At 73.0% G+C, this 14,027-nt stretch carries 11 protein-coding genes; 3 read left to right on the top strand and 8 right to left on the bottom strand.

Annotated features, from left to right (window positions below; all coding sequences use genetic code 11):
* Nucleotides 1-6: 6 nt before the first annotated feature.
* From ACQEWB_RS06925 to ACQEWB_RS06905, 5 genes are all read right to left on the bottom strand, one after another.
* Complete coding sequence (locus ACQEWB_RS06925; RefSeq protein WP_432828123.1) at nt 7-2,676, bottom strand: DUF6493 family protein; 2,670 nt, start codon at nt 2,674-2,676, stop codon at nt 7-9.
* Nucleotides 2,673-4,097 carry an SWIM zinc finger family protein gene (locus ACQEWB_RS06920; RefSeq protein WP_432828121.1) on the bottom strand — a complete coding sequence of 475 codons (1,425 nt, stop codon included), beginning with the start codon at nt 4,095-4,097 and terminating at the stop codon, nt 2,673-2,675. Before ACQEWB_RS06920 ends, ACQEWB_RS06925 begins: the two co-directional genes overlap by 4 nt.
* Before the next feature lie 139 nt (nt 4,098-4,236).
* Nucleotides 4,237-5,820, bottom strand: coding sequence for an alkaline phosphatase D family protein (locus tag ACQEWB_RS06915; RefSeq protein ID WP_432828119.1), 1,584 nt, complete (start codon nt 5,818-5,820; stop codon nt 4,237-4,239).
* Nucleotides 5,821-6,196: 376 nt separating this feature from the next.
* The gene (locus ACQEWB_RS06910; RefSeq protein ID WP_432828117.1) at nt 6,197-7,027 is read right to left on the bottom strand and encodes an alpha/beta fold hydrolase; all 831 of its coding nucleotides are present in this window, start codon (nt 7,025-7,027) and stop codon (nt 6,197-6,199) included.
* A gap of 110 nt (nt 7,028-7,137) precedes the next feature.
* Nucleotides 7,138-7,791 carry an NADPH-dependent F420 reductase gene (locus ACQEWB_RS06905; RefSeq protein ID WP_432828115.1) on the bottom strand — a complete coding sequence of 218 codons (654 nt, stop codon included), beginning with the start codon at nt 7,789-7,791 and terminating at the stop codon, nt 7,138-7,140.
* A 114-nt stretch (nt 7,792-7,905) separates the two neighbouring features.
* On the opposite strand from ACQEWB_RS06905, the gene ACQEWB_RS06900 reads away from it, so the two are divergent.
* Both ACQEWB_RS06900 and ACQEWB_RS06895 read left to right on the top strand, forming a co-directional pair.
* The gene (locus ACQEWB_RS06900; protein WP_432828113.1) at nt 7,906-8,790 is read left to right on the top strand and encodes an RNA polymerase sigma-70 factor; all 885 of its coding nucleotides are present in this window, start codon (nt 7,906-7,908) and stop codon (nt 8,788-8,790) included.
* Nucleotides 8,791-8,979: 189 nt separating this feature from the next.
* On the top strand, nt 8,980-9,741 hold the full coding sequence (locus tag ACQEWB_RS06895; protein ID WP_432828111.1) for a GntR family transcriptional regulator: 762 nt from the start codon (nt 8,980-8,982) through the stop codon (nt 9,739-9,741).
* A gap of 101 nt (nt 9,742-9,842) precedes the next feature.
* On the opposite strand, the gene ACQEWB_RS06890 is transcribed toward ACQEWB_RS06895, so the two are convergent.
* The 3 genes from ACQEWB_RS06890 to ACQEWB_RS06880 form a co-directional block, all read right to left on the bottom strand.
* Nucleotides 9,843-11,000 (bottom strand): ROK family protein, encoded by a 1,158-nt coding sequence (locus ACQEWB_RS06890; RefSeq protein ID WP_432828109.1) that lies wholly within the window; start codon nt 10,998-11,000, stop codon nt 9,843-9,845.
* Between the two features lie 165 nt (nt 11,001-11,165).
* The gene (locus tag ACQEWB_RS06885) at nt 11,166-11,828 is read right to left on the bottom strand and encodes a response regulator transcription factor (protein ID WP_432828107.1); all 663 of its coding nucleotides are present in this window, start codon (nt 11,826-11,828) and stop codon (nt 11,166-11,168) included.
* Between the two features lie 14 nt (nt 11,829-11,842).
* Nucleotides 11,843-12,997, bottom strand: coding sequence for a sensor histidine kinase (locus tag ACQEWB_RS06880; protein ID WP_432828105.1), 1,155 nt, complete (start codon nt 12,995-12,997; stop codon nt 11,843-11,845).
* A gap of 107 nt (nt 12,998-13,104) precedes the next feature.
* Here ACQEWB_RS06880 and ACQEWB_RS06875 point away from each other — a divergent pair, with 107 nt between their 5' ends.
* Nucleotides 13,105-14,025 (top strand): ABC transporter ATP-binding protein, encoded by a 921-nt coding sequence (locus ACQEWB_RS06875; protein ID WP_432828103.1) that lies wholly within the window; start codon nt 13,105-13,107, stop codon nt 14,023-14,025.
* Nucleotides 14,026-14,027: the final 2 nt, after the last annotated feature.

Genomic DNA, 14,027 nt, shown 5'->3' with positions numbered 1-14,027 from the left:
ATCTTTTTACGATTGGATGGCCAGCGCGCCGCGCAGCCGCCTGGCCTGCGACACCAGCCGGGAGGAACCGCTCCGCTCCGCCGTCTGCGCCAGGTGCGGTATCTCACCCCGAGCCCCGGAACGCTCGGCGCACTCCGCGGCCACCGCCAGCAGGTCGCCCAGCCCGCGAGCCGACATCCCCTGGCCGTTGCCGTTGCCGCCGCCGGCGGCGGGCTCGGCGAGCAGCGCGGGCAGGGTGTGCCGCAGCATCTCCCAGACGGTGGCGTTCGCCCCCGTGGCCGCCGCGGTCCGCGCCGACTCGGCGAGCCGCAGCGGCTTCACGGCCCCGTGCCGCACCAGCTCGCCCAGATCCGCGCCCAGCCGGGCCGCGTCGAGCTGCCCCCGTGCCGCCAGGATCAGCAACGCGTCCACCGCGGCGAGCCGGTCCTCCGCATGCCGAGCACCGAGCCCGTACGCCAGCCCCAGGTGCGTGGCCTCGCCGGCCTCACCGCCCGACTCCGCGAGCAGGGGCAGTACGGCGGCGGCGCCCCGCTCGTCGTCCATGGCCCCGGCGGACAGATCTCGCAGCAGCCGCCCGGCGACGAGTTCGCGCCGCTCGGGGAGCAGGGCGAGCCAGTGCGGACGTATGTCGTCGTTCCAGTGGTGGCAGTACCCCCTCTCGACGACGCTCATCGGGCGGCCGAGGGGGCGGAACTCGGGCGGGAAGTCTCCCTGCAGTTCCAGGAGTTCACCGCACTCGAGCAGGATCCGCCCGCCCGAGATCCGTCGTCGCGTCGTCGGCAGCGCGGAACCCGGATCGCCGAGCCAGTCGGCGAGCCGCGCGCCCTCCGCCGTGCCGAGGGCTGCCGCCCGCTCGGCGGCTCGCGCGGCCGCCGCTCGGTCCGTGCGCCGCGTCCGCAGCAGCGCCTGCGCGAAGTCCGCCGCCGACACCCGGGCGCCCAACCGCCGGTACTCGTCCAGACGGTCCACCAGCTCGTCCGGCTCCAGCAGGCCCGTGCTCCAGGTCGGGGTCGACAGCAGGAACGGGAGCGGGTCCGTTCGCAGCCGATGGGCCACCTCCCGGAGGCGGGCCGCGAAGGCCCGGGACAGTGCGCTGTGCCGGCAGCCACGGACAGTGGGCTCGTGCTGTACGAACCCGTGGAGCGTGTCCGTGTTCACCCTGCCGGAGAGGGCCGCGAGGAAGAGGTCCAGGCCGTCCTCCGCGTCCGACACGGCGAAGTCGCTTCTGTCGAACCGACCTGTGTGGTGCGGCCCGTCCGGAGAGTCGGCGTCGTACCACCAGCGGCGGATGAGCACGGGCTCGAGCGCCTCCAGGAGCGCTTCCCGATCGCGGTACGCATGGCACACCAGGCCGGCCAACGCCCGCTCGAACCCGGCCACACCGGGCTCGGCCGCCAGGGCCGACCCCACCTCTTCGGCGACCTCGACCGCCGAGGCCGGCGCGGGGGCGAGGCGGGCCGGCTGGGGCACGGGTGGCAGCACCTCCTCGTACGCCAGGGGTCCGGGAGTCGCTGGTGCGGTGCCGAGGAGCTGTCCCGCCCGGGCCCGAAGAGCCGGGATCAACTGCTCCGCGGCGACGGCCAGTTCGCCCCGAAGCTCGGCGCTCCCGACCTTCTTCAGATGCCGCTCCACCAGCTTCAGCGCCCGCTCCTGCACGTCCGAGTCCTGGTGGCCGAAGGCCTGCGCAACGGCCGACAGCAGCTCGTCGGCCGTGGAGGCGTCGCGGGTCAGCGCCTTGCCGAGCAGTACGAGCTGGGCCCGCACGAGCTTCTTCTCGGTACGGAACAGCACCGCGCCCGACAACTCGGCGAGTTGGTGAGCCGTCAGCTCACCGTCGAGGACGAGGGCGGCCAGCACCGACTGGGCGTGCGAGGCCACCGGGGAGACCGCGTCGGATGCCAGGGCCAGCCAGTCGGGGGTCCGCTCCCGCTCCTCGTCCCGGCCGAGGTCGAGCATCTTCAACAACCGCAGGAACACCCGGAGTTCGGTTTTCGTGCCGCCCCGCAGCAGACGGGACACACAGGCGTCGACCATCACCTTGCGGTCCAGGACTCCCTCGGTGGTGAGCTGGGCGAGCGCGCCCGTCCAGGTGTCCGGGCCGTCGCCGTGCGGCCACTCGAGCAGGCCGCCGATGTCGCTCGTCTCGAAGAGCGCGGCCACGAGCTCCGCCAGATGCGGATCCGGGCGCAGCCGGTCCAGCAGCGTGCCGCCCTGCCGCCAGGCCCAGCCCAAATGGCCCATCCAGCCCCGTACATACGCGTCCGTGGTCGGCACCGGGCAGCCCGACAGCCGTACCAGACCGGACATCAGCTCGTACGGCACGTCGGACGAGGCCGGTCGCTCGGCGAGCCGGTGAGTGAGGTCGGCGAGCCACTCGGGGGAGCGGTCGCCGAGGATGCGCAGCAGCAAGGCGGGCGAGGTCTGCGACCAGCGCAGGTCGGCCGCGGCGATCCAGGCGGCGACGGCCGCGGCGCCGGTCTGGCACGCCACTCCGGCGGCGAACAGCGGCGAGTAGGCGCGGCGGGCGGGCGCCTCCCAGGGGGCTGCCCGCAGCTCCTTGCGGAGCGCCGTCAACTCGGGCAGCAGGGAGCGTCGTTCGGTGTCCGTCATCTCGTCGAGCAGGCTCACCACCTCGGGCGTCCGGCCTGCCCGTACCGACTCCATCAGCGAACTCATCGCACACCCCCGTCGATCCGAACCGTCTTCGGTTCCCCCATGGCACTCTGCTGTTTCGCGGCGGCACCCCGCCGCACCATCCGTACCGCCAGCGCGTGCTTGCACGGCCCGCGCCCGCCCCGGTATCTCGCCCACCACAGGCAACTGCAGGTCAGCACCCCGGCCTCGTCCCGCACCCGGTGCACATGGCCGTCCTCCGCCGTCACAGTGCCGAGCGCGCCGTCCAGGGCGACCGCGCCCGCGGCCACCAGTGCCCGGGCCGAGCGCAGCCTGGGGTTGTGGCGCTCCACGCGCTCGGCGTCGTAGGGGAGTTCGCGGTGGAAGTAGGCCGCCTCCGCCGTGTCGTACCCGACCCGGCCCGAGGTGCCCAGGCGGACCAGGGCCGCCCGGACCCGCTCGGTCGTCAGGCCGGAGGCCGCGGCGAGGTCGGCGATGTCGATGCGGGGCTCCCAGGCCAGCAGCACCGAGACAAGCTCGGCGTCCGCCGCCGCCTCGTCGGTGGCCAGGGCGTCGAGCACCCCGCCCTCGCCGGAGAACCCCCGCGAGGCCTCCGGTGACAGGGTGAGCGTGAGCCGCATGCCCGGCAGGACCGCTTCCCAGGCACTGGCCGTGGCGGCGGCGCCGGTGACCGGTGGGCCGTACACCCGCAGGGCCGTCGCATGCCGGAGCACCCGCTGGAGGGCGATCAGCCGCTCCGGGCCGGGCAGGCAGACCGCGCCCGGCACCGCACGCGTGGTCGGCCGCAGCGCCCGACCGGCCGGCACCACCCACCTCGGGCCGGTCGACGCGCCCCGCCCACCCCCGCGGGGCAGGGCGCGCAGGAACCGGACCGCCTCGGCCGCCGGGAGTTCGGCCCGCAGGTCGAAGCCGGCCGCGATCACCTGGGCCTCCGCGAAGCCCCGCAGCCACCGGTCGGGCAGCGGCACCTTCTTCTCCACGACCGGCCCGTCCAGCGTGGTCACCGCCAACTCCTCGGGGCCGACCCGCAGATGGAGCGGGTCCTGCGAGCCGATCCGGGAGAGGGCGTCCCGCAGCGGGTTGTTGACGTCGACGTTCGTCGTGCCGTGCCCCACCTCGCCGCCGTCGAGGCCCGACTCCAGCACGTCCAGCCGGGCGTACACGCCGCCGCAGCCGGAGAAGGACTCGAAGCGCAGCCGGTCGCCGTTGCCCGTCACCACCGGGTCCAGGGAGGCGCGCAGCTGCCGCTGGTAGTAGCGCGCGGCGGCCACGTCCGCGACCGCGAGCAGCCCCGCCGAAGCCACCTGAGGAGACGTCAGGAAGCCTGCGAAGAAGCGGGGATGGTCCTCCGTGCCGGAGGGCGTCGCACCCCGCGAGGTCTCGAGTCCCAGGCGGCGCCCGTCCGCCGACGACTCCAGCACGGAGGGTCGGTGATAAGCCACGGCCTGCAAAGATCGCGTCATGGAAAAACCGTAGAGGCGACCACTGACAATCGGCTCTGACCTGCGAAAACACCCTGCGGGCGGGCGAGTTCGGGAGGCAGGCAGGGCCGCGCGCCGGGGGATGACGCCGGTGCGCGGCCCTGCTGAGAGGGTACGGGAGTTACTGGCCGACCCGGCCCGGCTGGAGCGTCTGCGTGAACAGCACGGTGCCGTCGTACTCGCGCAGACGGACCGTCAGCTCGCCGCTGTCGCCGTCGATGTCGACCTCGCCGAAGAACTGGTAGCCCTCTGCCGGCGAGACGTTCGCGACGGTCGGCGCCTTCACGAAGACCCGGTCCGGGCCGAACGTGCCGTCGAGCGCGTTGGCCTGGAAGGCGCCCGCGTTCAGCGGGCCCGAGACGAACTCCCAGAACGGCTCGAAGTCCTTGAACGCGGCCCGCGACGGGTCGTAGTGCTGGGCCGAGGTGTGGTGGACGTCGGCCGTCAGCCACACCGTGCCGGTGATCCGGTGGTGCTTGATGTACCGCAGCAGCTCCGCGATCTGCAGCTCACGGCCGAGCGGCGCGCCCGGGTCGCCCTGGGCGACGGCCTCGAAGTTCGCCTTGCCCTCGACTCCGTCGGGCACGACCAGGCCGAGCGGCATGTCCGCGGCGATGACCTTCCACACGGCCCGCGACCGGGACAGCTCCCGCTTGAGCCATTCCAGCTGCTCGGCGCCCAGGATGCCCTGCGGGTCGACGGTCTGGTTGTCGGGCGAGTTGGCGTTGCGGTACGTCCGCATGTCGAGCACGAACACGTCGAGGAGCGGACCGTGGTTGACCACACGGTAGATCCGGCCGTCCGGGCGGCCGCTGATGGTGCCGATCGGGAAGTACTCGGAGAAGGCCTGGCGGGAGCGGACCGCCATGTCGTCGAGCTTCGTGCCGGCCGGGTAGGCGGTGCCGGTGCCGATCACTTCGCCCGGGTACCAGTTGTTGCGGACCTCGTGGTCGTCCCACTGGATGATGCTGGGCACCTGGGCGTTGAACCGGCGCAGCGCCGAGTCCAGCAGGTTGTAGCGGAAGTTGCCCCGGTAGTCGGCCAGGCTGACGGCGACGTGCGACTTCTCCTCGCTGGTGACGTTGCGGTACAGGCTGCCGTCGGGCAGGGCCTGCGTCGCCGGGATCACGCCGTCGGCGTAGATGTTGTCGCCGCTGCACAGGAAGAAGTCCGGGTCCGTCTTCGCCATGGCGTCGAAGATGCGGTAGCCGCCGATGGACTCGTTGATGCCCCAGCCCTGTCCCGCCAGGTCGCCGGACCACACGAACCTGACGCCCTTGCGCCGTTTGGCGGGCGCCGTGCGGAAGGTGCCGGTCACCGGCTCGCCGGTGCGGCGCGGGTCGTCGGGGTCGGCGAGCCGCACGCGGTAGTGGATCTGCTCGCCCGAAGGCAGTCCGTGCAGGCGGGTCGTGCCGGTGAAGTCCGAGCCCTCGCCGAGGAGCGGGCCGTGCCATCTGCGCGGGTTGCGGAAGGACTCGGTCGCGGAGGTCTCGACGATCATCCGGGCCGGCCGGTCGGAACGCACCCACACCAGACCGGAGTCGGTGGTCACGTCGCCCGCCTGCACGCCCCAGCCCGCCGTGGGTCGCCCGGACAGGGCGAAGGCCGGGGCCGCGCCGAGGGCGGTGGGCAGGGTCAGGGCCGCCGACGCGGCGAGGGAGCCGCGCAGGACGCTGCGGCGGCCGGGGAACGGACGGTGTGACATGGATACGCCTCCAGGACGGGATCCGGCCAAGTGTGCGATGCCACAACTACTGGTGCGCCGCAGCGCACACGGAAACCACAAGTGAACAACTGACCGCCGGGGCAAGGGAACAGACACGCGGCCAGGGGGATGCCCGTGACGAAGGGGATGAGCCAACCGCTTGCTTCGCCCGCCGGTCACCCCGCGGTCATACGGCCGTCGCCGCGGCCATCAGCCGTACACCCGCCCGGATCCGGGCAGGCGGCTGGTGCGCATGGCCCAGGCCCAGCCGTACGCCCTTTCCGTCCGCCCGCTCGGCACGCGCGTGCGTGCAGTCCGTCAGCGGGCGCGCCGGAGTCGCCCTCGGGTCGGGCGCGTTGGGCCGAGGCCGGGTGGGTCAGCGGCTGCCGTCGAGGATGACGCGGGCGACCAGCGCCGGGTCGTCGTTCATCGGGCAGTGCCCGCAGCCGGGCAGCCGCACCAGGCGGGCCTTGGGGATGATCTGCTTGGCGCGCACCCCCTGCCGGCGCACGAGCAGCATGTCGCGGGTGCCCCAGGCCACGGTGACCGGGAGCCCGGGGACGTCGTCGGTGAAGCGGACGGCGCCGCCCGCCCGGAGGGTGTCGTCGAACCCGGTGGCCTGCACGAGGGCCAGCGTCTCGGCGACCACGGCCTCGGGTGAACGGCGGCCGGGGCGGGCGTAGATGGTGCTCGTCAGCACCGTGCGGCCGGCCGCCGAGCGCGACAGCTGCTCGACCAGCGGCAGCGGCAGCCGGCGCGCGATCCCTCGCATCGCGAGCAGCACGCCGAACGCGTAGCGCCGCTCGGCCTCCGACCAGAACCCGGCCGGCGAGAGCGCGGTGACGGACCGTACGAGCTTCTCGCGGCCGAGCTCCAGGGCGAGCAGACCGCCGAGCGAGTTGCCCGCCACGTGCGGCCGGTCGAGCTCCAGGGCCTCGCAGAAGGCGCCGAAGACGGCCGTGGTCGTGGGCAGGTCGTAGGCGAGCCCGTCCGGCAGCCCAGGGGACACGCCGAACCCGGGCAGGTCCACCGCGATCACCTCGCGCTCGGTCGCCAGGATGTCCACCACCGGGTCCCAGGCCTGCCGGTGGTGACCGATGCCGTGCAGCAGGAGCAGCGGCTCGCCGCTGCCCACGCGCGCGTAGGAGACGGTCACGGGCTGCGGGCCACGTGGAGAGGGGACCTTGAAGGAGACGGTGGCGGACATGGGGGTGCTCCTCGTCTGTGGCTCGCCGACGGACGCCGTGTAGACAGCTTGTCAGCAATTGCTACCGACGGGTAGCCCCCAGGTCCGTCGACCTCACGGCCGTACCGCCCTCAACGCGCCCTGCGGACCTCCAGGTTGAACTCGCCGTGCCCCAGGTTCCGGAACAGGTCCAGCCACAGGGGCAGCAGCATCTCCACACTGCGTGCCGCCCGGATGCCGCCCAGGTCGAGCACCCGGTGCGGCGGCCAGCCGAACTCCCCGAGCATGCGCGTGACCTGCTCCTTGGCGTCCGCGTCGTCGCCGCAGACGAACACCTGGTGCTCGCCCGGCACCAGCGAAGGTTCCACCATCACCTTGCAGTTGACGGTGTTCAGCGACTTCACCACGCGCGCGTGCGGGAACGCGCGCTGCAACTGCTCGCCCATGCTGTCGGACTCCACGGGGTCGAGCCGCAGCTCGCCGTCCTCGAACGCCATCGGGTTGGAGACGTCGACGACCACCTTCCCGTCCAGGTTCGCCGCCCCGGCCGCCTCCAGCGCCGCGAGCGCGACCCGGCCGCCCACGGCGACCAGGACCGTCTCGGCCGACGAGGCCGCCTCCTCGAAGGTGCCGGCCCGTGCGCCCGCACCGGCGCCCCGCGCCCACTCCAGGGCGGTGGGGTTGTCCTTCGTACGGGAGCCCAGCGTCACCTCGTGGCCCAGTTCGGCCAGTTTTCCGCCGAGCGTCCGGCCGACCTCGCCCGTGCCCAGAACCGCGTACCGCATGGCCACCTCCGCACGTCCGGGCCGCCGACCGCCTCGGCGGCCCGCGGGTCATTCTGCTCCCGGACACGCGGAATTCTCCTAGACATGCCCGGACGCGTCCCATGGGATGGAGCCGTGACGACCGACACCGAGACCGACGTCTTCGAAGAGCACCGCCCCGTCCTGCTGGGGGTCGCCTACCGCATGCTGGGGCGGGTGGCCGACGCGGAGGACGTGGTCCAGGAGACCTGGCTGCGCTGGTCCGGCGCCGACCGCGGCGACGTCCGCGAACCGCGCGGCTACCTGGTGCGCATCACCACCCGCCTCGCCATCGACCGGCTGCGCCAGGTCAAGGCGCGCAACGAGGCGTACGTCGGCCCGTGGCTGCCCGAGCCGTATGTGACCGACTTCGGGGACACCGTCCCGGACACCGCCGACCGGGCCGTGCTCGCCGACACGGTGTCCCTCGCCTTCCTGGTCGTCCTGGAGTCCCTGTCGCCGTTGGAGCGGGCGGTCTTCGTGCTGCGGGAGGCCTTCGGGTACCCGTACGCGGACATCGCCGTGATGCTGGACCGCGGCGAGCCCGCGGTACGGCAGCTCGCCGGGCGGGCCCGCAAGCACGTGGAGGAGCGGCGGCCGCGGTACGACGTCGATCCCGGCCGGCGCCGCGAACTCACCGAGCGGTTCCTCGCCGCCGCGGGGGAGGGCGACCTGGAGGGGCTGATGGCGCTGCTGGCGCCGGACGTGCGGCTGGTGGGCGACAGCGGCGGCAAGTCGCGGGCGCCGCTGCGGATTCTGGAGACCGCGGACAAGGTGGGCCGCTTCCTCGTCGGCGCCGCCGGAAAGGGCGTACCGGAACCGTCCTTTCGGTTCATGGAGCTCAACGGCGGACCCGCGTTCGTGGTCCTGTCGGCCGGCAAGCCGGACAGCGTCTTCCAGCTGGACGTCCTCGAGGGCCGCATCCAGGCGATCTACATCATCCGCAACCCCGACAAGCTGCTGTCCCTCCCAGTCGACTAGGCGATAAATCGGCCTGTTGACAACGCCCTGTGAGCGCCCTTCGGTAACCGCTCTCTGTGTTCGCTGTGGGATCGAGGATTGGTCTTGACCAAGGGTTTGGGCCGCCCTATGGTCGCAGATAAGTGCAACAACCTTTAATAAACAAGGGCGCTAAAACGCCGCCGGACCACGGCGATTGCGGAGGACAGGGTGGGGACCACGCAGTTGGAATCGGTGCCGGAACCGAAGTACTGGCATCTCAAGACCGTGCTCAGTGAGGCACTGGACTCCGAATTCTCGGTGGGCGAGATCCTGCCCAACGAGCGCGATCTCGCCGCCCGCTTCGGCGTCGCCCGCGCGACGCTGCGCCAGGCGCTGGAACAGCTCGAACTCGAGGGCCGGCTACAGCGCCGCCGCGGCGTCGGTACGACCGTCGCGCCGCCGCGCGTGGGCGTCGCCGTCGGCACCGAGCAGCACGCATGGCCTGGGGCCGCAGGAGACGACTGGCAGGCCGTCGACTGCACGGTCACGGCCCCGCCCGCGACCGTCGCCGCCGCACTGGAGACCGGCCCGGACGAGGCCGTGCACATCGTGCGCCGCTCGCGCGTCTCGAACGGCCAGCCCGTCGCCGCGGAGCTGCTCTACGTCCCGGCCTCGTCGGTGCCCGACCTCTCCGCCATAGACGCTCCGTCCGGACCGGCACGCGCGCGTGGGGTGCTGCGCGAGCTGCAGCGGCTGGAGCTCGATGGCCGGGAGAGCGCTGTGGAACTGGGCTCCGCCCGCGCGGAGGACGCCAAGGAGCTGGACCGGCTCCCCGGGGCCCCGGTCCTCGTCGTCACCACCCGCTTCCTCGCCGACGGCCGCATCGCGGCCCTCTCGGTGGCCACCTACCGTGCGGACACCTGCCGGCTGACCTTCGGCGACTCGGGTGGCGTGGAGATCCACCAGGATCCGGAGCGCCAGGCCTCCTGACACGGAACCCGAAACGCCGTGCGCCCCGGAACTCATCCGGGGCGCACGGCGTTTCACACGACAGAGGCCGACCGGGACCGGCCTCGGCGGTCCGGCGTCCGTCAGCGCCGAGCCGTCACCGTGCCCTCGACCGCGAAGAGCTGCTCCTCCACATGGTCGAGGGCCAGCCGCAGTGCGCCCGTCGCCACGGCGGCCTCGCCGAGGAGGGACAGGGCCACCTTCGGCGGGCGCAGACAGTAGCGGGCGAGTTCGCGGCGCAGTGGCTCCAGGACGCCGTCGAGTCCGGCCGCCCAGCCGCCCACGACGACCAGTTCCGGGTCCAGGGCGAGGACCAGGGCGGCCACGTCGTGGACGAGACGCTGGATGAAGCGGTCGACGGCGGCGCGGGCCCGCTGGTCGCCCTCGCGGGCCTGCGCGAAGACCTCGGCGACGGCCTGCTCGTCCAGCGGATGCAGGGGCTCGTCCGTGGTCGACAGGAGAGTCTCGGGGGTCACCTCGCGGCCCAGCAGATGCAGCGCGCCGATCTCGCCGGCCGCCCCGCCGTAGCCGCGGTGCAACTGCCCGCCGATCAGCGAACCGGCCCCTGGGCTCAGCCCCGCGAGCACCATCACGACGTCGTCGGACTCCGTCGCGGCGCCCTTCCAGTGCTCCGCGACGGCCGCCGCGTTGGCGTCGTTCTCGACCAGCACCGGGCACTTGAACGAACGGCTCAGCCGCTCGCCGAGATGCAGCCCCGTCCACTCGGGCAGCGCGGTACTCAGCCGTACGGTGCCGTCCGCCTCGACGATCCCCGGCGTCGCGACCCCGACCGCCCGCAGATTGCCGCGTGGGACACCGGCCCGGCGCAGCAGGTCGGCGACGGCCGTGCGCAGCCGCTCCAGGCGCTCGTCGGCCGACGCCGTCTCCTCGACGTCCTTGGCCTGCGCGCCCAGGACCCGTCCGTCCAGGTCGGCGAGGAGCGCGGCGACCCGGTGCGGTCCGATCTCCAGGCCGAGCAGATGACCCGCCTCGGCCCGGAAGCGGAACCTTCGTGCCGGTCGCCCCTGACGCCGGACCACGCTCTCGTCGGCGGCCTTCTCGACGACGTAACCCGCCTCGATGAGCCCCTCGACGACGCCCTCGACGGTCGGCCGGGACAGCCCGGTCACCCGGGTGATCTCGGTCAGCGTCGCGCAGTCCGTGGCGCGCAGCGCGTGCAGTACCACCGCGGAGTTGATCCTTCGCAGCAGCGAGGGATCCCCGCCGGTCAGCCGCCCCAACGTCCGTCCTTCCTGCTCGTGCGCGTGTTGGCCGGATCGTACCCGGCGCTCCGCCGGGTTGGGCCGCGCCGGGTCGAATTTCGTCCGCGGCGCCGTTGTGGCTGGTCGCGCCCACGCGGCGGAGCCGCAAATCGACACGGCCCCGCACCCCTTACGGGGCGCTGCTCAGCTCGGCGCCACGAATCCCGACTCGTACGCCGCGATCACCGCCTGCGTGCGATCCCGTGCCCCCAGCTTCGACAGTACGGCGCTCACATGCGACTTCACCGTTTCCGTGCCGACGACCAGGCGGGCGGCGATCTCCGCGTTCGACAGGCCGCGTGCCATCAACCTCAGGACCTCGGCCTCCCGTTCGGTCAGTCGGGCGCGCTCCATGGCGGCCCGGGCCGCCATGTTCCCGCCGCTTTCGCCGTACTCGGCGGCCAGTTGGCGCACGGAGGCGGGGAACAGCAGTGACTCGCCCTCCGCGACCAGTCGGACGGCGTGCACGATCTCGGCCGGGCGGGCCCGCTTGAGCAGGAAGCCGTCGGCGCCGGCCCGGAGGGCCTCGTAGACGTACTCGTCGTTCTCGAAGGTCGTCACCACGAGGATCTTCGGCGGCCGGTCGACCGTGCGCAGCACCGCGCGGGTGGCCTCGATGCCGTCCATGAGCGGCATTCGTACGTCCATGGCGACCACGTCCGGCCGCAGTTGCCGTACCAGCGGAATCACCGCCGCCCCGTCGGCCGCCTCGCCGACCACCTCGATGTCGGGCTGTGCCTCCAGCACGGCACGCAGACCGGCGCGTACGAGGGGTTCGTCGTCGACGAGGAGAACGGTCACCGGCATCCGGCCAGCGTAGATCAACTCAACGGCAGCTCCACATGTACCTGCCAGTCGCCCTCGTCGGGCCCGGTCCGCGCACCTCCGCCCAGCAGGGCCGCGCGCTCGCGTATCCCGCGCAGCCCGCTGCCCCGGCCGGGCCCCGGTACGTCTGCGGTCAGCGGATTGCGCACCTCCAGCACGAGCACCCCGTCGCCGACGTCGATCCGGACGCGCACGGGAACGGCGCCCGCGTGCCGCAGCACATTGGTCAGGGCCTCCTGGAGGATGCGGTAGCCCTCGCGGGAGACCGGGCCGGGTATCGACTCCAGCGGTCCGGAAAGCTCCGCGTCGACCTTCGCGCCGGAAGCGCGCGCAGACTCCAGGAGCCGGTCGGCATCCGCCAGCGTCGGACGGCTGCTCACCGGCCGCCCCGACTCCCGCAGTACGCCGAGCACCCGCTCCAGGTCCTCCAGCGCGGCACGCCCCGTCTCCTCGATGGCACCGAGGGCCCGGTCGGTGAACTCCGGGTCGCCCGCCGCCCGGGCCGCGCCGGCCTGCACCACCGCCACAGTGAGGGCATGGCCGATGGAGTCGTGCAGCTCGCGTGCGATGCGGTTGCGCTCCAGGAGCTGTTCCGTACGCGCCTCCAACGCCTCCAGGCGCTCGGCCGCGGACGGACCGAGGAGGCGGCGGGCGAGGACGGTGACCAGCTCGCCCAGGCCGACGACCACCCCGTACAACGCGATGAGCGGTAGTGGTGCCAACAGCGCGTACGACCAGTGCGGTTGGATCTCGCCGAGCAGGGGGATGCCCTCACGCGCGTGACCGAGCGCGAGCCGGACCAGCTCGTACGTCAGGCCCGGCAGCCAGACGCAGCTCGCCACGGCCACCGCGCCGAGCGCCATGCGTATCTCGAGCCACAGCACGGTGCGCAGCCGGTCCCGCCAGGCCGTCGCCGGGCTCAGGGAGATGCCCGCGTCCTCCTCGCCCGGCGTCAGCAGCAGCCGTGCCTGCACGCCCTCGCCGTGGCGCACCGCGGGGATGAGCCCGGCCGGCACGAGCGCGGCCGCGGGCACCCACCAGGTCGACATGTCGATGTAGAGCCACACGCTCACGATGAGCATCGGCACCCACAGGTGCAGCAGGCGGGTGTACGTCGTCCCCCGGACCAACGGGCGCAGATAGCGGGCCATTTCGTCATGGTGCCAGCCGCCACTGACAACGGGCCTCCCCCGAGCGAGGGAGCCGGACTCCACCCGCGAGGGAGGAGCCCGCCCCGCCCCACGGCCAGGCTGCTGCCATGACCAGCATCGATGTACAGGACCTCACCAAGGAGTACGGCGGCAGACGGGCCGTGGACCACCTCACCTTCACCGTCCGGGCAGGCCGCGTCACCGGCTTCCTCGGCCCCAACGGCGCCGGAAAGTCCACCACCATGCGACTGGTGCTCGGCCTCGACCGCCCCACCTCCGGCACCGCCACGATCGACGGCCGCCCCTACGCCACGCTCCGCGAACCCCTCCGTCACGTCGGCGCCCTGCTCGACGCCGAGGCCGCGCACGGCTCGCGCACCGGACGCGACCACCTGCGCGCGCTGGCCGTCAGCAACCGCATCCCGCAGCGCCGGGCCGACGAGGTGCTGGAGGAGACGGGGCTCGCCCCGGTCGCGCGGCGCCGGGTGAAGACGTACTCCCTGGGCATGCGACAGCGACTCGGCATCGCCGCCGCGCTGCTCGGCGACCCCGAGGTCGTCATGCTCGACGAGCCCTCCAACGGACTCGACCCCGAAGGCATCGTCTGGATCCGCGGATTGCTGCGCCGGCTCGCGGGGGAGGGCCGTACGGTCCTGGTCTCCAGCCATCTCATGAACGAGACCGCGTCCTTCGCCGATCACCTCGTCGTCCTCGGGCGGGGGCGGCTGCTGGCCGACACCCCGATGCGGGAGTTCATCGACGCGCGCGTACGGCCGCGGGTGCGGATCCGCACGAGCGACGCCACCGGCCTCAGGGCGGTGCTCGCCCGGCACGGTCACGACGCCGTGGAGCACGAGGAAGGGCACTGGACCGTGGACCACGCGCGCGTGGACGACATCGGACGCCTCGCCTCCGGCGCGGGCGTCCCAATCCTCGAACTCATGGCGGAAGAGGGCACGTTGGAGCAGGCCTATCTCGATCTCACCGGCGCCGAAGCCGAGTTCACCGCGTCGCCCCAGGAGGCCTGACC

This window comes from Streptomyces sp. CA-249302 (genome assembly GCF_050936785.1).
Taxonomy (GTDB): Bacteria; Actinomycetota; Actinomycetes; order Streptomycetales; family Streptomycetaceae; genus Streptomyces.
The sequence above is the reverse complement of the archived record's forward strand: the minus strand, read 5'-3'. Positions and strand labels throughout refer to the sequence as shown.

What these genes read in the sequence shown, in the direction of transcription:
- ACQEWB_RS06925 (WP_432828123.1), bottom strand. Translation starts at nt 2,676, where the DNA reads ATGAGTTCGCTGATGGAGTCGGTACGGGCAGGCCGGACGCCCGAGGTG.
- ACQEWB_RS06920 (WP_432828121.1), bottom strand. Translation starts at nt 4,097, where the DNA reads ATGACGCGATCTTTGCAGGCCGTGGCTTATCACCGACCCTCCGTGCTG.
- ACQEWB_RS06915 (WP_432828119.1), bottom strand. Translation starts at nt 5,820, where the DNA reads ATGTCACACCGTCCGTTCCCCGGCCGCCGCAGCGTCCTGCGCGGCTCC.
- ACQEWB_RS06910 (WP_432828117.1), bottom strand. Translation starts at nt 7,027, where the DNA reads ATGTCCGCCACCGTCTCCTTCAAGGTCCCCTCTCCACGTGGCCCGCAG.
- ACQEWB_RS06905 (WP_432828115.1), bottom strand. Translation starts at nt 7,791, where the DNA reads ATGCGGTACGCGGTTCTGGGCACGGGCGAGGTCGGCCGGACGCTCGGC.
- ACQEWB_RS06885 (WP_432828107.1), bottom strand. Translation starts at nt 11,828, where the DNA reads ATGCCGGTGACCGTTCTCCTCGTCGACGACGAACCCCTCGTACGCGCC.
- ACQEWB_RS06880 (WP_432828105.1), bottom strand. Translation starts at nt 12,997, where the DNA reads ATGGCCCGCTATCTGCGCCCGTTGGTCCGGGGGACGACGTACACCCGC.
- ACQEWB_RS06875 (WP_432828103.1), top strand. Translation starts at nt 13,105, where the DNA reads ATGACCAGCATCGATGTACAGGACCTCACCAAGGAGTACGGCGGCAGA.